Annotated in this window: 20 protein-coding genes; 12 read left to right on the forward strand and 8 right to left on the reverse strand. The window is 64.1% G+C overall.

The features are described 5' to 3' along the window. Positions 1–35 precede the first annotated feature (35 nt). Positions 36–959 (reverse strand): response regulator, encoded by a 924-nt coding sequence (locus tag AC0CMF_RS20165; RefSeq protein ID WP_208977122.1) that lies wholly within the window; start codon positions 957–959, stop codon positions 36–38. Positions 960–1,121: 162 nt separating this feature from the next. Here AC0CMF_RS20165 and AC0CMF_RS20170 point away from each other — a divergent pair, with 162 nt between their 5' ends. Then, on the forward strand, positions 1,122–1,667 hold the full coding sequence (locus AC0CMF_RS20170) for a CAP domain-containing protein (RefSeq protein WP_082206044.1): 546 nt from the start codon (positions 1,122–1,124) through the stop codon (positions 1,665–1,667). A gap of 78 nt (positions 1,668–1,745) precedes the next feature. On the opposite strand, the gene AC0CMF_RS20175 is transcribed toward AC0CMF_RS20170, so the two are convergent. Then, positions 1,746–2,426 (reverse strand): carbonic anhydrase, encoded by a 681-nt coding sequence (locus tag AC0CMF_RS20175; RefSeq protein WP_208977121.1) that lies wholly within the window; start codon positions 2,424–2,426, stop codon positions 1,746–1,748. Positions 2,427–2,635: 209 nt separating this feature from the next. Between AC0CMF_RS20175 and AC0CMF_RS20180 the strand changes: the two genes are divergently transcribed. Continuing rightward, the gene (locus AC0CMF_RS20180) at positions 2,636–3,688 is read left to right on the forward strand and encodes a MaoC family dehydratase (RefSeq protein WP_374629124.1); all 1,053 of its coding nucleotides are present in this window, start codon (positions 2,636–2,638) and stop codon (positions 3,686–3,688) included. A gap of 12 nt (positions 3,689–3,700) precedes the next feature. Here AC0CMF_RS20180 and AC0CMF_RS20185 read toward each other — a convergent pair whose 3' ends face one another. Beyond that, complete coding sequence (locus AC0CMF_RS20185) at positions 3,701–4,642, reverse strand: site-specific tyrosine recombinase XerD (protein WP_186392405.1); 942 nt, start codon at positions 4,640–4,642, stop codon at positions 3,701–3,703. A 26-nt stretch (positions 4,643–4,668) separates the two neighbouring features. Next, the gene (locus AC0CMF_RS20190; protein ID WP_163001458.1) at positions 4,669–4,812 is read right to left on the reverse strand and encodes a hypothetical protein; all 144 of its coding nucleotides are present in this window, start codon (positions 4,810–4,812) and stop codon (positions 4,669–4,671) included. A gap of 144 nt (positions 4,813–4,956) precedes the next feature. Here AC0CMF_RS20190 and AC0CMF_RS20195 point away from each other — a divergent pair, with 144 nt between their 5' ends. The 3 genes from AC0CMF_RS20195 to AC0CMF_RS20205 are packed head-to-tail and all read left to right on the forward strand — an operon-like array spanning position 4,957 to position 8,040. Further along, positions 4,957–5,580: a shikimate kinase gene (locus AC0CMF_RS20195; RefSeq protein WP_348769934.1), complete on the forward strand. Its 624-nt coding sequence runs from the start codon at positions 4,957–4,959 to the stop codon at positions 5,578–5,580. Continuing rightward, positions 5,573–6,709, forward strand: a complete 1,137-nt coding sequence (gene aroB, locus AC0CMF_RS20200) for a 3-dehydroquinate synthase (RefSeq protein ID WP_374629123.1) — start codon at positions 5,573–5,575, stop codon at positions 6,707–6,709. The genes AC0CMF_RS20195 and aroB overlap by 8 nt, the downstream gene beginning before the upstream one ends. Beyond that, entirely contained in the window at positions 6,706–8,040 is a 1,335-nt protein-coding gene (locus AC0CMF_RS20205; RefSeq protein ID WP_058898576.1) for an HlyC/CorC family transporter, read from the forward strand. Before aroB ends, AC0CMF_RS20205 begins: the two co-directional genes overlap by 4 nt. Positions 8,041–8,047: 7 nt before the next feature. Here the strand turns inward: AC0CMF_RS20205 and AC0CMF_RS20210 are convergent, their stop codons facing one another. Next, on the reverse strand, positions 8,048–8,353 hold the full coding sequence (locus AC0CMF_RS20210) for a BolA family protein (RefSeq protein WP_050473917.1): 306 nt from the start codon (positions 8,351–8,353) through the stop codon (positions 8,048–8,050). Positions 8,354–8,497: 144 nt separating this feature from the next. Here AC0CMF_RS20210 and AC0CMF_RS20215 point away from each other — a divergent pair, with 144 nt between their 5' ends. From AC0CMF_RS20215 to AC0CMF_RS20230, 4 genes are all read left to right on the forward strand, one after another. After that, positions 8,498–9,088, forward strand: a complete 591-nt coding sequence (locus AC0CMF_RS20215; protein WP_019965379.1) for a J domain-containing protein — start codon at positions 8,498–8,500, stop codon at positions 9,086–9,088. Between the two features lie 66 nt (positions 9,089–9,154). Continuing rightward, positions 9,155–10,141, forward strand: coding sequence for a cobaltochelatase subunit CobS (gene cobS / locus AC0CMF_RS20220; RefSeq protein WP_050473916.1), 987 nt, complete (start codon positions 9,155–9,157; stop codon positions 10,139–10,141). A 4-nt stretch (positions 10,142–10,145) separates the two neighbouring features. Further along, positions 10,146–12,047 carry a cobaltochelatase subunit CobT gene (gene cobT / locus AC0CMF_RS20225; RefSeq protein WP_058898575.1) on the forward strand — a complete coding sequence of 634 codons (1,902 nt, stop codon included), beginning with the start codon at positions 10,146–10,148 and terminating at the stop codon, positions 12,045–12,047. Further along, positions 12,044–13,084: an esterase-like activity of phytase family protein gene (locus AC0CMF_RS20230; RefSeq protein ID WP_058898574.1), complete on the forward strand. Its 1,041-nt coding sequence runs from the start codon at positions 12,044–12,046 to the stop codon at positions 13,082–13,084. Before cobT ends, AC0CMF_RS20230 begins: the two co-directional genes overlap by 4 nt. Before the next feature lie 7 nt (positions 13,085–13,091). On the opposite strand, the gene AC0CMF_RS20235 is transcribed toward AC0CMF_RS20230, so the two are convergent. Continuing rightward, complete coding sequence (locus tag AC0CMF_RS20235; RefSeq protein ID WP_058898573.1) at positions 13,092–13,757, reverse strand: VUT family protein; 666 nt, start codon at positions 13,755–13,757, stop codon at positions 13,092–13,094. 14 nt (positions 13,758–13,771) lie between these two features. Then, positions 13,772–14,068: a 50S ribosomal protein L28 gene (gene rpmB / locus AC0CMF_RS20240; RefSeq protein WP_050473912.1), complete on the reverse strand. Its 297-nt coding sequence runs from the start codon at positions 14,066–14,068 to the stop codon at positions 13,772–13,774. A 377-nt stretch (positions 14,069–14,445) separates the two neighbouring features. Between rpmB and AC0CMF_RS20245 the strand changes: the two genes are divergently transcribed. The 3 genes from AC0CMF_RS20245 (at position 14,446) to AC0CMF_RS20255 (ending at position 18,071) form a co-directional block, all read left to right on the forward strand. Continuing rightward, the gene (locus AC0CMF_RS20245) at positions 14,446–15,312 is read left to right on the forward strand and encodes a DUF3108 domain-containing protein (protein ID WP_208977119.1); all 867 of its coding nucleotides are present in this window, start codon (positions 14,446–14,448) and stop codon (positions 15,310–15,312) included. Positions 15,313–15,521: 209 nt separating this feature from the next. After that, the gene (locus tag AC0CMF_RS20250; protein WP_050473911.1) at positions 15,522–16,475 is read left to right on the forward strand and encodes an acetyl-CoA carboxylase carboxyltransferase subunit alpha; all 954 of its coding nucleotides are present in this window, start codon (positions 15,522–15,524) and stop codon (positions 16,473–16,475) included. Between the two features lie 228 nt (positions 16,476–16,703). Continuing rightward, the gene (locus AC0CMF_RS20255) at positions 16,704–18,071 is read left to right on the forward strand and encodes a L,D-transpeptidase family protein (protein WP_374629121.1); all 1,368 of its coding nucleotides are present in this window, start codon (positions 16,704–16,706) and stop codon (positions 18,069–18,071) included. A 13-nt stretch (positions 18,072–18,084) separates the two neighbouring features. On the opposite strand, the gene AC0CMF_RS20260 is transcribed toward AC0CMF_RS20255, so the two are convergent. Beyond that, a complete protein-coding gene (locus tag AC0CMF_RS20260) occupies positions 18,085–18,816 on the reverse strand; it encodes a DUF429 domain-containing protein (RefSeq protein ID WP_374629119.1) in 732 nt (243 codons plus the stop codon). Positions 18,817–18,820 lie beyond the last annotated feature (4 nt).

Below are 18,820 nucleotides of genomic sequence, written 5' to 3' on the forward strand. Positions count from 1 at the left end.
TCATCAGTGAGCGGGCGGCCCTCCGGCGGCCCGCATCACGTCATCGCGAACATGCGCACCTGTTTGGAGAAGCGCGAATGGCGCAGACCGAAGAGGTGATGCAGGATGCTGTCCACGTCCGCCGGATAGAAGGGCTTGCGCAGGAAAGCGCGCGCCCGCACCTTCTCGGCAGCTGAATCCAGTGTGTCATTGTATTCGGTCGACATCAGGATCACATCCGAGCCGCGCGCCACGGTCGACAACCGCTCGGCCAGTTCCAGACCCGTCATGTTCGGCATGTTGAAATCGGTGAAGATCACCCGGTAGGGTTTCTCGCTGACCAGCTTGATGGCAGCCGCGCCGTCCCCAGCTTCCACGATGTTCAATTTGAAGATCGACCGCTCCAGCACCTTGCGCACGATCTTGCGGACAGTCGTCGAGTCATCCACGATCAGAACGTCAAAGGGCGTGCTGATGGCCTGAAAGACATCGAGGATATGCTTGACCTGTGCAGCCGTGAAAGGCTTGGCCAGAAAGTCGTAGGCACCGAAGTTCTTGAGCTTGGACTCTGCCGCCTCATCGAGACCATCGGACATGGAGACGGCGAAAGTCTTCGAACCCATGACCTGAATGGCCGCCATGACCTCGACGCCGTTCAGCTGCGGCATGTTGATGTCGAGGAAGGCAATCTGAAATGCGTTCTTGCTCAGAAGCTCGACCGCTTCCTTTCCATCAGCCGCAGCGGTGATGGCAACGTCATAACCTGAATATTGCAGTGCCCGCTCAATAAACTTGCGCACAGTTGCACTGTCGTCTGCAACCAGCACCCTGATTGGCTCTTCAGCTGACGATCCCAAAAAGCTGCCCCGCGATTGCCCGATGTCGAATTTTACCTGCCGGTCTTTTTTTCTGCCGGTATTCATCGCATTTAGAACGCATGATTTGCTTAATTTTCCAGAACCATCCAGCAGAAATTTCATGAATTCCGCGGAGAGGTAGGAAAAAATAACAATACCTCAACCCAAGATACATTTGCCGTGGGAATTCCACGCGCCGTCTATCGCCCGGCGCCGGATTTCCGGCCTAATGTGCACATACGATTCGGCGGGTTGCGGGGCGACCGGACAAGAGGCGACGACAACATGCACTTTGATGAGGAAGCCATCGCTTCCAGGCGCGAGATCCTGACAGGTTCCGTGATGCTGGGCGGCGCGCTGCTGCTGGCTGGCTGCCAGAGCAAGACACCGGCCGACGTCCCGCCCTATTACCGGGATCTGGCACGTGTGAACGCCGTTATCGATCAGGCGACGGCCCAGCAGATGATTTCCCAGTACCGGGAGAACAACGGGCGCGGCCGCGTCGTGGCGGACCCGGCCCTGATCACCCTTGCCCAGCAGCAGGCAAGGGTCATCGCAGCGGCGGATGATATCCGTGCCTCGCTCTACCCGCAGAACCAGCTGAAGAACCGGCTGGATGCCATCGGCGAGAGCAAGTCCTATGGCGTCGAGAACGTCAGCGCCGGTTACCGCACGCTGGCTGAGGCCTTCTCCGGCTGGCGCGAGTCGCCCACCCATAACAAGGTGATGCTGGATGAGCGCGTGACCCGCATGGGCATTGCCACCGCCTACAGCCCCTCCTCCAAGTACAAGGTGTTCTGGAGCCTCGTGCTCGTCTCGCCCAGGGGCTGACCTCAGGACGGCACAAAGACAGAAGGGCAGGCGGCGGCTTCTCCACCCCTGCCCTTTCCCGTTCTCTTTCCAGCTGCATCAGCCTTGCGGCGCCGCAATAATCTCGTAGCCGGGGCAGGTTTCGAACCGCTCGGTCTCGGGGTCCATCACCCGCAGCTCGCCGCTGCCGATATCGAACCAGGCGCCGTGAACCTTGAGAGAGCCGTCGGTGCAGGCCTGATCGATGAAAGGGAAGGTGCGCAGGTTCTTCAGCGACTGGCGCACACCGGCATATTCCATCGCCAGCTGCGGGTCATCCAGCCGGTCCACCGGCATGCAGGCCATGGCGATGGCGGCAGGCTCCAGCAGCTTGATCCAGCGGCCGATGAACTCGCCCGTCGCCAGCGGTGCATTGGCATTCTGCCGGAATGCCTGCACACCGCCGCACTTGGCATGGCCCATGACAACGATATGCTTCACCTTGAGAACGCGCACGGCATATTCCAGCGCAGCACTGGTGCCGTGCTGGCCTTCGGTCTGCTCAAAGGGCGGCACCAGATTGGCAACGTTGCGCACCACGAAAAGCTCGCCGGGACCTGCATGGAACACACCTTCCGGCGCGACCCGGCTGTCGCAGCAGGAAATGACCAGCACCTCGGGCTTCTGGCCATAAATCGCCAGCTGCTCCTGCTGCTCGCGGAAGCGGACATAGCCCTTCTGGAGATAGCGGCCATAACCGTCGATCAGGTCCTGCGGAAACTCGTTTGCCATGTCAGTCATGCTCCTTGCCATCCGGCAGGCCCCAGTATGCGGCGCGGAAGGCGGTTATAAAGGCAGGGGACGCTGCCGCCAACCCCGCGCCTTCCCTGCCCTGCACCTGTCCTCCCTTGCGCCGGCTTGTCCCAAGGCCTTCAACCAAGGTTCCCCTTGCCCCGGAGCCGGGCAGCGGTCTTAATCATCCGCAGATGCAACGATTTGGGAGGCGGAACGTGAGCAAGACCAGCGCGGGCAATTTCTTCGAGGACTTCCGGATCGGCCAGGTGATCCGGCATGCAACCCCGCGCACGGTGACCGCTGGTGACGTAGCGCTCTACACCGCCATCTACGGCCCGCGTTTCGCGGTGCAAAGTTCGAATGCCTTCGCGCAGGAACTGGGCTATCCGGCCGCGCCCATCGACGACCTGCTGACCTTCCACATCGTCTTCGGCAAGACCGTGCCGGACATTTCCCTCAATGCTGTGGCCAACCTCGGCTATGCGGGCGGGCGCTTCCTTGCCCCCGTCTATCCCGGCGACACCCTGTCCGCCGTATCGGAAGTGATCGGCCTCAAGGAAAACTCCAACGGCAAGACCGGCGTCGTCTATGTGCGCTCCACCGGCTACAAGTCCGATGGCACCGAGGTTCTCGATTACGTGCGCTGGGTCATGGTCAACAAGCGGGACCCCGGCAATCCGGCGCCTGCCCCTGTCATCCCGACCTTGCCGGAGAGCATTGCGCCGGATGCTCTTGGCGATGCTGTGCCGCTGCTCGATACGGCCAATTGGGACAATGACCTGGCCGGCAGCCGCTTCCGCTTTGATGACTATGTGTCCGGCGAGCGCATCGACCATGTGGATGGCATGACGGTGGAAGAGGCCGAGCACCAGCTTGCCACACGGCTCTACCAGAACACGGCCAAGGTGCATTTCAACCAGCACACCGAAGGCAAGGGCCGGTTCGGCAAGCGGCTGATCTATGGCGGCCACGTGATCTCACTGGCCCGCGCCCTCTCCTTCAACGGGCTGGGCTCCGCCTTCCACATCGCCGCCATCAACGCCGGCCGCCACGTGGCACCGCTGTTTGCAGGCGACACGGTCTATGCCTGGTCGGAAGTGATCGATACGGCAACGATCGAGGGCCGGGAAGACGTGGGCGCGCTGCGCCTGCGGCTCGTTGCCACCAGAAACACCCCTTGCGCGGACTTTCCCTATGCCACGGAAGATGGCGTCTATGCGGACAATGTGGTGCTGGACTTCGACTACTGGGCCTTGATGCCGAAGTGACCTGCCAACCCCTTACCGCTTCGCCAGCGGGTGATGGGCTTCGACGAGGGCCTGCAGGCGCTCGTCGAGGACGTGGGTGTAGATCTGCGTTGTCGAAATATCCGCATGGCCCAGCAGCTGCTGCACGACGCGCAGGTCAGCGCCGTTCTGCAGAAGATGAGAAGCGAAAGCATGGCGCAGCACGTGCGGCGAGACCTTCTGCACATCCAGGCCGATGGAGGCGGCCAGAGCCTTGAGATCGCGGGCAAAGGCCTGACGGGTGAAGTGACCGCTTTCGCCATAGGACGGAAACAGCCAAGGGCTGGCGGTGAAGGCCCCCGCAGCGTTGCGCAAGGCCACATAGTCCTTCATCGCCGCCTGCGCCCTTGAGCTCAGTGGCACGAGCCGCTCCTTGCCGCCCTTGCCCTTGATTTCGATGAGCCGGGCATCGCGCTGCGCCGCCTTCACCGGCAGTGCCACCAGTTCGGACACACGCAGGCCCGTGGCGTAAAGCACTTCGAGCAGCGTATAGAGCCGCGCGGCCCTGAGGCGGCGGCTGGCGGCCGTCTGCAAATCCTCATCGTCCCCCGCCTGCACCGCATCAGCAGAGCTGCGCGCGGCCTCGATCAGCCGGTCCACCTCGTCTTCGGAGAGAACCTTGGGCAGGGACTGGCGGCGCTTCGGCGCCCCTTGCGTGCGGGTCGGATCGTCCGTGCGCATGCCCTCGGCATAGAGAAACTTGAAATACTGGCGCAGGGCCGAAAGCCGCCGCGCCTGCGAGGACGGCGCAAAACCGCGCCCTGCCAGATCGCCGAGATAGGCGGAGATATCGTCCTGGCCCGCCAACTGCGGCGCGGTGGAGCCCAGAAAGTCTGAAAAATCCTCCAGATCGCGCCGGTAGCTTTCCAGCGTGTTGAGCGCCGCGCCGCGCTCGGCCGCGATCATTTCCAGAAAGGCTTCGATGCTGCTGTTCATGCTGGCTGCACCCTTGTAGCCGCCCGTCAGCGGGCAAAGCCATCCTTCTGCACCCGCACGGTGATCTCCCGCTCGCTCGGATGGACAAAATTCGCCAGCGAAAAGACGATGCCATAGCCAGCAGCCCCCAGAAGGGCCAGAACCAGGATCAGTCGGGTCAAGGTCGGCACGGCAAAAAACCCCAGAGAACCGGCAAGGAGAATCGGCGGCGGCTCGCCTTTCTTTTTGCGGCAGGCAGGCTCCCCTAGCAAGCCGCTTGTTTTTTGCCGGAATATGTTAAAAGGCGCTTCATGAACCGTTCAGGGAGGGCCAAGGTGAACGCAGCCGCATCGGGCACACAGGTGAAGGACGCACGTGCGGCCCGGATCGTCACCGCCCTTGGAAACCGCTCCATCGTGCTTGTCGGCATCATGGGCTGCGGCAAATCCAGCGTCGGGCGCCGCCTTGCCCAGCGCCTGGGCCTTGATTTCGTCGATGCCGATACCGAAATCGAGACGGCAGCCAACATGACGATCTCCGAAATTTTCGCCCTGCACGGCGAGCCGGAATTCCGCCGCGGCGAGGAAAAGGTGATCGCCCGCCTGCTGCAGCAGGGTCCGCAGGTGCTGGCCACCGGCGGCGGCGCTTTCATGAGCGAGGCGACACGCAACGCGATCAAGGCAAACGGTGTTTCTGTCTGGCTGAGAGCCGATCTTGCCACAGTGATGGTGAGGGTCCGCAAGCGCCCGACGCGGCCGCTGCTGCAAAACGCCGATCCGGAAGGCACCATGCGCCAGCTGCTGGAAAAGCGCGAGCCGGTCTATGCCCTGGCGGACACCACCGTCTGGTCCCGGGAAGTGCCGCATGAAGTGGTGATGGAAGACGTGATTTCGGCTGTCGAAAGCCATCTGAACCTGCGCACAGGCGGGACGAACAGCGAAGAGGGCCAAAATGGCTGACAGACTTGAGACCACGGCAGAGCCGGTAACCGTGCCGGTGAACCTGGGCGAGCGCTCCTATGACATCGTCATCGGCCGCGATGTGCTGACGGGCGCCGGTGCGCGCATTGCCACCCTCATGCCGGGCGCAAGGCTCGCCGTCATCACCGACGAAACCGTCGCCCGCACCCATCTGCCCGCGCTGTCGGCCAGCCTGAAGGCCGCAGGACTGGAACACACGGTCATCACCGTGCCACCGGGTGAGCAGACCAAATGCTATGCCCAGTTCGAGCGTCTGTGCGACGAGATTCTGGCTGCACGGCTGGAGCGCGGCGATGCGGTTCTCGCCTTTGGCGGCGGTGTCGTCGGGGATCTGGCAGGCTTCGTGTCGGCTTCCGTGCGCCGGGGCATGACCTTCATCCAGATGCCGACCACGCTGCTGTCCCAGGTGGATTCCTCCGTCGGCGGCAAGACCGGCATCAACTCCCGCCACGGCAAGAACCTGATCGGCGCCTTCCACCAGCCCGCCCTGGTGCTGGCCGATACGGCCATTCTCGACACGCTTTCGGACCGCGAATTCCGCGCCGGCTATGCCGAAGTGGTGAAATACGGCCTTCTGGGCGATGCAGACTTCTTCGAATGGCTCGACCTCAACTGGAGGGGCATCTTCGACGGCACCAACGCCCGTGAGGAAGCCGTGGCGCGCTCCTGCGCCGCCAAGGCAGCCGTTGTCGGCGCCGACGAGCGGGAAAGCGGCCAGCGGGCGCTGCTGAACCTTGGCCACACCTTCGGCCACGCCCTGGAATCAGCGGTCGAATACGACGGCACCCGGCTCGTGCATGGCGAAGGCGTGTCCATCGGCATGATGCTGGCGCATGAATTCTCCGCCCGCCTCGGCCTGCTGGCGCAGACGGATGTGGAGCGGGTCGAAACCCATCTCGTCAAGGTCGGTCTGCCCGTCCGCATGCATCAGATCCCCGGCCAGCTGCCGCCGGCCGAAACCCTCCTCGACAGCATCGCCCAGGACAAGAAGGTCAGCCGCGGCGCCCTGACCTTCATCCTGACCCGGGGCATCGGCCAGGCCTTCGTGGAAAAGGGCGTGGACCCGGCCACCGTGCTTGAATTCCTGAAGGAGAAACTTCAGCGATGAACGACACCACCCTCTGGTTCACCGGCGGCGCAATCCTGTGCCTGCTCGTCATGTCCGGCTTCTTTTCCGGTTCCGAAACGGCGCTGACGGCCGCGTCTCGCGCGCGCATGCACCAGCTGGAGAAGGCGGGCGACAGCCGCGCAAGCGTCGTCGCCAAGCTCATCGCTGCCCGGGAGCGTCTCATCGGCGCGCTGCTTCTGGGCAACAACATCGTCAACATTCTGGCCTCGTCGCTGGCCACCAGCCTGTTCCTCAGCCTTTTCGGCGAGGCGGGCGTTGCGCTGGCGACGCTGGTCATGACCGTGCTCGTCGTGGTTCTCTCGGAAGTGATGCCCAAGACCTGGGCCATCTCCAACCCGGACCGCTTCGCCCTTGCGGTTGCTCCCGCGGTGCGAATCATCGTTGCGGTCTTCGGTCCCATCGTGATCGGAATCGAGGCGATTGTCCGCCTTCTGATGCGGGCCATCGGCATCCGGGTCGATGACAATGCCTCGATCCTTTCCGCTCATGAGGAACTGCGCGGCGCCGTAGACCTGCAGCATCTGGAAGGCGGGCTGGTGAAGGCCGACCGCGACCGGCTGGGCGGCCTTCTCGACCTTGCCGAGCTGGAAGTCTCCGACGTCATGGTCCACCGCACGAGCATGATGGCGCTGAATGTCGACGAGGATGTATCCAAGATCGTCGATGCTGCTCTGGCCGCGCCCTACACCCGCATGCCGCTGTGGCGCGGGGAGAGTGACAACTTCGTCGGCGTGCTGCATGCCAAGGACCTGCTGCGCGCCCTGAAGGCGGCTGACGGTGACTTCGGCAAGCTGGACGTGATGAAAATCGCCACGCCGCCCTGGTTCGTGCCGGACACAACAAGCCTGCAGGACCAGCTCAACGCCTTCCTGAAGCGGAAATCCCACTTCGCCTTCGTCATCGACGAGTATGGCGAGGTGATGGGTATCGTCACGCTGGAAGACATCATCGAAGAAATCGTCGGCGAAATTGCCGATGAGCACGATGTCGAACTGAGCGGCGTGCGCCCGCAGGCGGATGGATCCGTGATCGTGGATGGCTCAGTGCCGATCCGCGACCTCAACCGCGCCAATGACTGGGCCCTGCCGGATGACGAGGCGACAACCATCGCCGGGCTTGTCATCCATGAAGCGCGGATGATCCCCGAGGAGCGCCAGATCTTCACCTTCCACGGCTTCCGCTTCACCGTGCTGCGGCGGGAAAAGAACCGCATCACCCGCCTCAGGGTCATGCCGCTGTCGGCCAAGGATCAGCGCCCTGCGCCGCAGAAGCGCGAGACAAAGGCGGCCTCCGGCAGCGCTTCGGGCTGAATGCAGCTCAGCCGGCCGGCTGGCTGACCTGACGGGCGCGCGGGTCCGGTTCATCCGGCGTGCGGGCCTCGATGGCCAGGGCATGCAGCCCTTCGGCAAAGAACTCCGCAGCCGCCTCATTGATGGCGCGGTGGCGGGCCACACGGCTCATTCCGGAGAAAGCCTCGGCCACGATACGGATGCGGAAATGGGTCTCTCCGCCCTCCCGCCAGCCGCCGTGCCCCTTGTGCCGGTCTGATTCGTCCAGAACGTCCAGCGCAGCGGGGGAAAAGATCGAAGTCAGCCTTTCGGCCATGCGGGTCTTGATACTCATGGCATCCCGTGTGAGTTATGGGCTTCATGCCCTGTGGCACCGGCACCACGCGCCGGACCGCAAGGCCTGTTCCGATACTCATTCCTCCCCTTTATTGTCCGGGTCAACCTTGTTCCGGGCACAAGCCCTGTCCATAATCGCCGCATGAAACTGGATTCCAAAATCTTCGACCGCATACGCGTCAAGCCGGACAGGGACCGGCTCGAAGAGGACACCTATCCCACCTGCCAGTTCCCGGGGTGCAACCGCCCCGGAACCCACCGTGCGCCGCAAGGCCGCGACCGGGAAGGCATGTTCTTCAATTTTTGCGTCGACCATGTGCGCGAGTACAACAAGTCCTACAATTATTTCTCCGGCATGAGCGACGATGCGGTGCGCGCCTATCAGAAGGATTCGCTCACCGGCCATCGTCCCACGTGGAAAATGGGCGTCAACCGGCAGGCGGCGGACGGGCCGGACGGGTTCGATCCGAGGGCCACGGGCCGCCAGCGCGCCCATGCGCGGCAAAATGCCGAACATGTGTCGCGCGCAAGAAAGCTACTGGCCCTTGAAAAGCGGTCCTTTGATGTGCTCAATCTTCCCGGAGAGGCACGCGGAGACGAAATCAAGGCGCGCTACAAGGAATTGGTGAAATTGCATCATCCGGATGCCAATGGCGGGGATCGTTCTTCCGAGGACCGCCTGCGGGAAATCATTCAGGCCTACAACGTCCTGAAGAAAGCCGGTTTCTGTTAGCCCGCCGTTCCGCGGGCATCCCCCCAACGACCCTGACCCCGGCCCGGCCGTGGCAGCGGAGGACCGATGACTGATACGAAGACCGTGGCTGAAAACACGCCTGACACCGAAATCTCCGTCGAGGAAGTCTTCGGCTTCCAGAGCACCCTGCGCGTGCCGGCCTACAAGACGGCCAACGAATATGTGCCGGAAGCTGATCCGGACTACCTGTTCGACCGCGTGACGACCCTCGCGATCCTTGCCGGCTTTGCCCGCAACCGCCGCGTGATGGTGACCGGCTACCACGGCACAGGCAAGTCGACCCACATCGAGCAGGTCGCCGCCCGCCTCAACTGGCCTTGCGTGCGCGTCAACCTCGACAGCCACATCAGCCGTATCGACCTCATCGGCAAGGACGCCATCGTGCTGCGTGACGGCAAGCAGGTGACCGAATTCCGCGATGGCATCCTGCCCTGGGCCTACCAGAACAACGTCGCCCTCGTGTTCGACGAATATGACGCAGGCCGCCCGGACGTGATGTTCGTGATCCAGCGCGTGCTGGAGTCCTCCGGCCGCCTGACGCTGCTCGACCAGAACCGCGTCCTGCGCCCGCACCCCTATTTCCGCCTGTTCGCCACCGCCAACACCATCGGCCTTGGCGACACCTCCGGCCTCTACCACGGCACGCAGCAGCTCAATCAGGCGCAGATGGACCGCTGGTCCATCGTCACGACCCTGAACTATCTGCCGCATGACAACGAGGTGGAGATCGTGCTGGCCAAGGCCAAGCACTTCCAGGGCGCGGAAGGCCGCAACACCGTGTCGCGCATGGTCCGCCTTGCCGACATGACCCGCAGCGCCTTCGTCAACGGCGACCTCTCCACCGTGATGAGCCCGCGTACGGTCATCACCTGGGCCGAGAACTGCGAGATCTTCGGCGACGTCGGCTTCTCCTTCCGCCTGACCTTCCTCAACAAGTGCGACGAGACCGAGCGCACGCTGGTGAGCGAGTTCTATCAGCGCTGCTTCGGTGAAGAGCTGCCGGAATCTTCCGTCAACATGGTCATGAGCTGAGGCAATGGCAGGTCCGGGCAGCAACAGCGGAGCCGGGGGCAAGGGGCAGTCGCCCACCGAGCCCTTCAAGCAGGCCCTCACCGGCACCATGCGTGCCATTGCGGGCAATCCGGAACTGGAGGTCATCTTCTCCGGTGACCGCCCGGGCCTTGCCCCCAATGCGGCGCGCCTGCCCGAACCGGCGCGCAAGCCGGGTCTGCGGGAGCTGACGATCACCCGCGGGCTGGGTGATTCCATGGCCCTGCGCATGGCCTGCCACGACGTGAAGGTGCATCAGCGCCACGCGCCGAAGGCCCCCGATGCGCGGCAGATCTATGATGCGGTCGAGCAGGCCCGCTGCGAGGCGGTGGGCGCGGCCCGCATGCCCGGCGTTGCCAGCAACCTTGCCGCCATGCTGGACGACAAATACGTCCGCCTCGGCTCTGCCGATGTGGCCAGCCGCGAGGAAGCACCGCTGGTCGATGCCCTGTCGCTGATGATCCGCGAGCGCCTGACCGGCGCCCCGCCCCCGCCAAGCGCAGGCAAGCTTGTCGACATGTGGCGCGGCTGGATCGAGCAGAAGGCCGGACACGATCTCGACCGGCTCGTCACCCGGTTTGAAGATCAGGCCGCCTTTGCCGGCCAGATGCGCAACGTGCTGAAGGCGCTCGACATGGCCGATGAGGCCGGCGACGAGAATGACGAGCACGACGATCCGGAGGAGAGCGACGAGCAGGGCCGCAACGAGGACGCGGAAACCGGCGGCGAGGCGGAAGAAGACACCGGCGGCGACGAAAGCATGCCGCAGGAAACGGAGATGACCGGCGAGGAAATGGAGGCCGGCGACACCGAAGCCTCCGAATCCGATTCCATGGAAATGGATCAGGAAGACCTCGATGCCGACGCTGAGGAGCCGGGCGAGAACCAGCGCCGCGAAGCCCCGCTGAGCAACCGCCCGGTCTCCGATTACCGCATCTACACGCCCCGCTTCGACGAGGTGGTGACGGCGGAAGACCTGTGCGACGCGGCCGAACTGGACCGCCTGCGCGCCTTCCTCGACAAGCAGCTCGTCAACCTGCAGAGCGCCGTGGCCCGGCTTGCCAACCGCCTGCAGCGCAAGCTGATGGCCCAGCAGAACCGCTCCTGGGACTTCGATCTTGAGGAAGGCATCCTCGACACCGCCCGCCTGACGCGCGCGGTGACGGACCCGATGCAGCCGCTCGCCTTCAAGCAGGAGCGCGACACCAATTTCCGCGACACGGTGGTGACGCTGCTCCTCGACAATTCCGGCTCCATGCGCGGCCGCCCGATCACGGTGGCTGCCGCCTGCGCCGATATTCTGGCCCGCACGCTGGAGCGCTGCGGCGTGAAGGTGGAGATCCTCGGCTTCACCACCAAGGCCTGGAAGGGCGGCCAGTCCCGCGAGGCCTGGCTTGCCGCCGGAAAGCCGGCTCAGCCGGGCCGCCTCAACGATCTGCGCCATATCATCTACAAGGCGGCGGATGCCCCTTGGCGGCGGGCACGGCGCAATCTCGGCCTGATGATGCGCGAGGGCCTCTTGAAGGAAAACATCGACGGCGAGGCGCTGGACTGGGCGCACCGCCGCCTGCTGGCGCGGACCGAAAACCGCCGCATCCTGATGATGATCTCCGATGGCGCGCCCGTGGACGACTGCACCCTGTCGGTCAATCCGGGCAACTATCTGGAGCGGCACCTGCGTTTCGTCATTGATGAAATCGAGAACCGGTCGCCCGTGGAACTGATCGCCATCGGCATTGGCCATGACGTGACGCGCTACTATTCGCGCGCGGTGACGATCGTCGATGCGGAGGAACTGGCCGGCGCCATGACCGATCAGCTCGCCGACCTGTTCCAGGACACCAATGTGGGCGCAGTGCCCCAGCGCGGGCGGCGCAAGCGCGCATGAGGAAGGCCTGGCTGGCGGCGGCAGCCGCCATCCTGCTGGCCTTCACCGGTGCGGCAGGCCTTCCGGAGGCCCATGCCGCACCGGTGCTGCAGGACGGGGAAAGCCTCTCCATCCGCACGCGGCCAATCACCCAGTTTCAGCGCGGCAGCGATGCAACCCGCTTTGGCAAGCTCACCTTTCTGGGCGGGCTGGACCTGTCCTTGCCTGCCAAGAAATATGGCGGCATCTCCGCCCTGATCACGCTGGAGGGCGGCGCGTCCCATCTGGCGGTGACCGATGACGCCCGCTGGATCGCCTTCGAGCTGCAACAGGACGCCAACGGCCGCCCGCTGGGCATCACGTCTGCCCGCACCGCCCTTGCACTCGATCCGAAGGGCGCCGTCCTGCAAAACAGCAAGGCCTGGGACACGGAAGGCATGACGCTTGGCATCAACGGCAAGCGGACGGAGCTGTTCGTCAGCGTGGAGCGGGTCAACCGCATCTACCGCTTTGCCTGGCCGCTGACGTCAGGCAAGGCCAGGGCCCTGTCGCAGGTGGAAACGCCGGAAGGCTTCCGCAAACTGCGCGGCAACAAGGGGCCGGAGGCACTGGCAGGCTCGGCCCTGTCCAGCCCGCTGAAGGGCGGTCTCGTCGCCATTGGCGAACGCAATCCGGATGCGGCGAAGAACACCCTGCCCGGCTTCATCATCGGCGGGCCATTGGCGGGCAGTTTCGAGATCGAGCGCTCCGGCGAGTTCGATGCCACGGAGGCCGAGTTCCTGCCGGGTGGCGATCTTCTGCTGCTGGAGCGGCGCTTCAACATGCAGGACTGGATCGGCATGCGCCTGCGCCGCTTCAAGGGCAGCGAGATCCGCCCCGGCGCAAAACTGAAGGGGGAAATCCTGCTGGAGGCAGGTCCCTCACATGAGATCGACAATATGGAAGCGCTCGGCATCCACAAGGATGCGGCCGGGCGCGTGATCCTGACGCTGATGTCGGACAACAACCGCTCGCTGCTGCAGCGCACGCTGCTGCTACGGTTCAGGCTTGATGATTGAAGGCAGATCAGCGGGAGAGCGGTGCGGAACCTGTGTCCTGCATCGGCCGGATGAACGCAAAGAGAATGCGGTAGGGCGCCAGCAGGAACAGGGCGACGGAAAGCTTCACCGTCAGATCGCCCAGGGCCCAGGAAATCCAGCGCGGCAGTTCCGCGGCGAAGATGCCGAAAAGCGGCGCGTTTTCGACGGCGAAGTCATCGTGATAGCCGAGCAGGCCGGTAAAGAGCGGCGAAAAGGCAATCGAGAAGAAGATCAGCGTATCGACCACCGAGCCGATGACCGACGAGACGAGCGGCGCCTTCCACCAGGCCGCGCGGCGCAGCCGGTTGAACAGCGTCACATCGAGAAGCTGGGCAATCAGGAAAGCCGAGCCGGAAGCCACCGCAAGGCGCGGCGTTGCCAGAACCACCGAAAGCAGCACCGCCAGCACAAAGCCGGCATAAACCACCCGGCGCGCAGCGGCAGGACCGAAGCGCCGGTTGGTGAGATCGGTGACAAGGAAGGCAGCCGGATAGGTGAAGGCACCCCAGGTCAGCAGGTCGGCCAGCTGAAGGCCGCCCACCGTTCCCTCGACGGGGAACTGGACCAGAAAATTGGAGGCCACAACGACAATCGCCATCGCAAGCACTGCGATGGCGATATCACCATTGGAAATGGCGTTTGTCTTGCTCATCCGGCAGCGGGCCGTCAGGCCGCAGCAGCTGCGGTCTGACGGCGCTTGACTTCTGCCTTGATCAGCCGTGCCTTGTTGGACAGCTCGCAGTCAGCAGCCTTCAGAAGGAAGGCATCCAGGCCGCCGCGGTGCTCGACCGAGCGCAGGGCATGGGCGCTGATGCGCAGCTTGAACGACTCACCCAGCGTGTCGCTGATGAGGGAAACGTTGCACAGGTTCGGCAGGAACCGGCGACGGGTCTTGTTGTTGGCGTGGGAAACGTTGTTCCCGGACATGACGTCCTTGCCGGAAAGCTCGCAACGGCGTGCCATTGGATCACCCTTTTTCTACTGGCCGGGGCCGCTGGGACCCGGTACGGTTACAGCCGGTATGGAGCGGACCGCGAGGTCCGGCAACATCAAAACCGGCTCATTTCGGAAAAATCTGGCTCCCTATACTGGCCTTGGCGGTCAGCGTCAAGGCTTCACCGCCTCAGGAAAGCGAAAGCTGCAAAATCCGATGCAGGATGCCGGAAATTAACCAAGCGGTTACCATACCGCCGAACAATTGGCATGATGATGCCGTTCGCTGCGCGCCAGCCGCGCCGGAAGGACATGAAAGAGTTCGCCAGGCAGGCAGCAATGGGGCGGCGGCTCCTGCCAGGAAAAGTTGTCACCAGGCACCGGACAAGGTGCCGAGGAGGTTCGACGTGTCGAGATACGTATTGAGCAGAAAGGCCGGAACCTTGCCCGCCACCCTTCGTGCGCTCGCCCTGACCTGCGCCACCGCCCTGCCCGTTTCGATGGCTTCCGCTGACGCCGGTGCCAAGACCGCCCGCATCGGCGGGCTCTATGACATCACGGTCGCGGGACTTGTCATCGGCAAGGGCAGCATGTCCATCGTGCTGCAGGGCAATGCCTATTCGGCCAAGGTCGGGCTTGAGCCCGCCGGCATCGGCAGCCTGTTTTCCACCGGACGCGGCGGCGCGGAGGCCACCGGCTGGCTGGTGGGCGGCAAAGTGGTGCCGTCCAAATATTCCATGGCCTCGCAGGCCGCCAACCGCGATTTCTACGTGCTGATGACGCAGGGCTCCGGCAATATCCGCGAAGCGGAGGCCGCGCCCCCCTTCAAGCCGGTGCCGGACCGCGTCGAAATCACCAAGAAGCACCAGCAGAACGCCATGGACCCGCTGAGCGCCGCTGTGATGCCGGTCGCCACGGGCAAGGACGCGCTGGGGCCCGCCGCCTGCAAGCGCAAGCTGCCCGTGTTTGACGGCTGGACCCGCTTCGACATCCAGATGGAATACAAGGAGATCAAGGAAGTCTCCGGCCGCGGCTATGACGGGCCTGTCGTCGTCTGCGGGGCGCGCTGGAAGGCGATTGCCGGCCACCGTCCGGGCAAGGAATCCGTCAAGCTGATGGAAGAAGCCCAGATGGAAGCCTGGCTGGCGCCAATGGGCCGTAATGACGTGCTCATTCCCTACCGGATCGTCATGCCCACAGCGAGCGGCCAGATGGTTGTGGAAGCCACGAAGCTGAACATCAACGGCCCCGGACAGGATCAGGCTGCCCGTTGAAGGCACGGATTTCCGGCCTTTTCAAAACAGGCCCCGGCGGTTTTGCCGGGGATCGCTTGCACCATCCTTAACCTCCTGATACAGCCCCGCTTGACTCATGGGGTCTTGCTCTCCAGTGTCGCGCCACAACATTAGACCCGGGACACACGGCGCGCGAAAGGTCCAGCCCTCTGCGGGCGGGACTGCAGCGGCCATCAGGTAAACGGTTCATGCACAGCTATCTGGAATTTGAAAAACCCGTCGCCGACATCATCGGCAAGGCCCAGGAACTGCGCGCGCTGGCAGCGACCGGCGAAGCGGTGAACGTGGATGAGGAAGTCGGCCGCCTTGAAGCCAAGGCCAGCCAGACCCTCAACGACCTCTATTCCAAGCTGACCCCCTGGCAGAAGACGCTGGTGGCCCGCCATCCGGACCGCCCGCATGCGGCCCATTACATCCAGGGCCTCATCGAGGACTTCACGCCGCTGGCCGGCGACCGCAAGTTCTCCGACGATCAGGCCATCATTGCCGGTTTCGGCCGCTTCCGGGGCCAGTCTGTCGCCATTCTGGCGCAGGAAAAGGGCTCGGATACGGAAACCCGCCTCAAGCACAATTTCGGCATGGCCCGTCCGGAAGGCTACCGCAAGTCGGTGCGCATCATGGATCTGGCCGACCAGTTCGGCATTCCGGTGCTGTCCTTCGTCGACACGGCCGGCGCCTATCCGGGCCTTGGCGCGGAAGAGCGCGGCCAGGCGGAAGCCATTGCCCGCTCCACCGACCGCTGCCTCAGCCTCGGCGTGCCGAACATCGCCACCGTCATCGGTGAAGGCGGCTCGGGCGGCGCCATCGCCATTGCCGCCACCAGCAAGGTGCTGATGCTGGAACACGCCATCTACAGCGTGATCTCGCCGGAAGGCGCAGCCTCGATCCTGTGGCGCGACAGCGCAAGGGCGCAGGAAGCGGCGACCAACATGAAGATCACCGCACAGGACCTCCTGAAACTCGGCATCATCGACGGCATCATCGAGGAACCGGCGGGCGGCGCCCACCGCGCCCGCGAGACGGCCATCGACCGCGCCGGCAAGGCGATCGACGAGGCGCTGAAGTCCTTCGAGGGCCTGTCCGCCGATGAGGTCCGCAAGCTGCGCCGCGACAAGTTCCTCGCCATCGGCCGCAGCCTCTGAGAGCTGCGCGGATGTAACCTTCTGAAACCGGTGCAGGGATGCCTGCGCCGGTTTTTGTTTTGACCGGTTCATCCCCTCCATCCGCCCGTTTTCTCTACGGTGATTTATGATCCAGCGTGGTACTGCCATCTTGCGGAAGAAGAGACGGCACCTTACCCTTGTGCCGGTGATGGCTTTGCCTGTCCTCAGCGGGAAGGCGGGCAGTTTTTCTTTCAGGTGTGACGGCAGATGGGCGTGATTGCCTTTCCGAAAATTCCGGGCCGCAAGGTGATCCGCCTGGCTGGCGCCCTGGCTGTGGCCACGCTTCTTGCCGGCTGCCAGTCGGGGGATGAATACGTTTCCTTCGGCCCCAAGCACCTGCGCGAGGTGCGCCCGGCCATCAAGGCGAAGTTCACCGAACTGAAGATGGATGCGCGCTCGCCCATCCTGATCCGCATCTTCAAGGAAGAAAGCACGCTTGAGGTCTGGAAGCAGAACCGGGAGGGCCGCTTTGCCCTGCTCGAAACCTTCGAGATCTGCAAGTGGTCCGGTGAGCTGGGTCCCAAGGTCAAGGAAGGCGACCGGCAGGCACCGGAGGGTTTCTACGAAATCACGCCGGGGCTGATGAACCCCAACTCCAGCTACCACCTTGCCTTCAACATGGGCTTTCCCAATGCCTATGACCGGTCGCACAACCGCACCGGCACGCATCTGATGGTGCATGGCGCCTGCTCCTCGCGCGGCTGCTATGCCATGACCGATCCGCAGATCGAGGACATCTATGCGCTGGCCCGGGACAGCTTCAAGGGCGGGCAGCGGTCGTTCCAGGTGCAGGCGTTCCCCTTCCGCATGACGGCGGAAAACATGGCGCGGCACAATGACAGCCCGCACATGGATTTCTGGCGCATGCTGAAGGTGGGCTATGACCACTTCGAGGTGACGAAGCAGGCGCCGAAGATCGATGTCTGCGAAAAGCAGTATGTGTTCAACGCCACGCCGCTGATGGCCAATGTGCCCTTCCGCGCCACGGCCAAATGCCCGGCCTATGAAGTCCCGCAGGCCATCCGTGTTGCCGTGGAAGCCAAGCAGAAGAAGGACGCGCAGGCCTTCGAAGTGGCGATGGCCAATATCCGGGAAGAGGCGGAGCGCGAAAAGCGCGCCAAGGAACGCGCTGCCCTGATCGCCTCCATCGTCAACCCGAAGTTCGGCAGCGATGACAAGCCGGAAGAGGCAGGCGAACAGGCGGCTGCCGCAACGTCTGCCGAAGAGGCTCCAGCAACACCGGCGTCCACCGGCGGCGTCTTCGCCAGCCTTTTTGCCTCGAAAGCCGGCCAGCCGGCAGAGACAGCACCTGGCGAGCCCGGGCAGACCGCCGCCGGCGCGGCATCACCTGCGGCCTCTCAGGCAGCCTCTCAGGCAGCCACCCCTGCCGCAGCAAAGCCGCAGCCCGCAGCGGAGGTGACGGCAACGGCCTTCGCTCCGGACGCTCAGGCTGGTGAACAGAAGCCCGGCTTCTTCAAACGCTGGCTGAGTTTCAGCGGCTCGCAAGACGATGACGCCACCCCGCCCCAGGTCGACCTGACCACCGTCACCACGGCGCCGAGGGTGAAGCCCTGAACCTCGCGGAACCTTAGGCCCAGATGGCGATGCGGTGGCCGCGGCTGTCGCGGGAGAAATCCTTCGGGAAGGGCTCCGCCCCGCCTGCCAGGATGCGCAGGGCCATGACGGCATTGACGCAGGCATCGAGGAAATCATCCGCCGCTGCCCCGCGCGGCGGCTTTTGTGACAGGAACGCGGGCTCAAGCCCGTGAGCGGCCAGACAGGCGCGGCGCTCGTCCATGCCCGCCGGGTTGATGCGGCTCTTGACCTTCTTCGGCAGGCTCATGGGCGCGCCGCCATTGAGCCGCCAGAAGGCCACTTCCGGGTGCACCTCGAACACGCGCTCTTGCCTCTCATCAGCCAGCGCCTTGTCCAGCTCGCGGATTTTCGGGAAGAGATGGAAGGCCTGTTTCGACACCTTGCGCGGCGGCTCTGACGTTTCCTGCGCGATGCGGCAGGCTTCCCGGTAGTCTTCGCAATAGACCGCGGCACGGGAAGGCACGGAAAACACCGAGGACTGGCGCATGCCCAGAAGCGGGCGCACATGCCGTTCCGGCCCGCGCCCCTCTGGGCCGATCCGGTCCGGCAGGCCGATGGGCATGTCCACGGCCAGAACCTCAAGCCGGGACTGAAGCGCCAGAAGATCCGCAAAGCGGGGCGTCACCAGCACCTGCGGCTGCGCGGTCAGGCTTTCGTCAAGAATCACCGCAATCCAGCCCGCCGGGCAGCCATCAACTCCGGCAACCCGTCTGGCCTGAGACATGGAG

Source organism: Pannonibacter sp. CBAS1226, assembly GCF_055685825.1.

Coding starts and splice junctions, on each gene's coding strand:
- AC0CMF_RS20170 (WP_082206044.1), top strand. CDS start 1,122: ATGCACTTTGATGAGGAAGCCATCGCTTCCAGGCGCGAGATCCTGACA.
- aroB (WP_374629123.1), top strand. CDS start 5,573: ATGGCTGACAGACTTGAGACCACGGCAGAGCCGGTAACCGTGCCGGTG.
- AC0CMF_RS20165 (WP_208977122.1), bottom strand. CDS start 959: ATGAAATTTCTGCTGGATGGTTCTGGAAAATTAAGCAAATCATGCGTT.
- rpmB (WP_050473912.1), bottom strand. CDS start 14,068: ATGGCACGCCGTTGCGAGCTTTCCGGCAAGGACGTCATGTCCGGGAAC.
- AC0CMF_RS20250 (WP_050473911.1), top strand. CDS start 15,522: ATGCACAGCTATCTGGAATTTGAAAAACCCGTCGCCGACATCATCGGC.
- AC0CMF_RS20215 (WP_019965379.1), top strand. CDS start 8,498: ATGAAACTGGATTCCAAAATCTTCGACCGCATACGCGTCAAGCCGGAC.
- AC0CMF_RS20235 (WP_058898573.1), bottom strand. CDS start 13,757: ATGAGCAAGACAAACGCCATTTCCAATGGTGATATCGCCATCGCAGTG.
- AC0CMF_RS20175 (WP_208977121.1), bottom strand. CDS start 2,426: ATGACTGACATGGCAAACGAGTTTCCGCAGGACCTGATCGACGGTTAT.
- AC0CMF_RS20230 (WP_058898574.1), top strand. CDS start 12,044: ATGAGGAAGGCCTGGCTGGCGGCGGCAGCCGCCATCCTGCTGGCCTTC.
- cobS (WP_050473916.1), top strand. CDS start 9,155: ATGACTGATACGAAGACCGTGGCTGAAAACACGCCTGACACCGAAATC.
- AC0CMF_RS20260 (WP_374629119.1), bottom strand. CDS start 18,816: ATGTCTCAGGCCAGACGGGTTGCCGGAGTTGATGGCTGCCCGGCGGGC.
- AC0CMF_RS20255 (WP_374629121.1), top strand. CDS start 16,704: ATGGGCGTGATTGCCTTTCCGAAAATTCCGGGCCGCAAGGTGATCCGC.
- cobT (WP_058898575.1), top strand. CDS start 10,146: ATGGCAGGTCCGGGCAGCAACAGCGGAGCCGGGGGCAAGGGGCAGTCG.
- AC0CMF_RS20210 (WP_050473917.1), bottom strand. CDS start 8,353: ATGAGTATCAAGACCCGCATGGCCGAAAGGCTGACTTCGATCTTTTCC.
- AC0CMF_RS20185 (WP_186392405.1), bottom strand. CDS start 4,642: ATGAACAGCAGCATCGAAGCCTTTCTGGAAATGATCGCGGCCGAGCGC.
- AC0CMF_RS20205 (WP_058898576.1), top strand. CDS start 6,706: ATGAACGACACCACCCTCTGGTTCACCGGCGGCGCAATCCTGTGCCTG.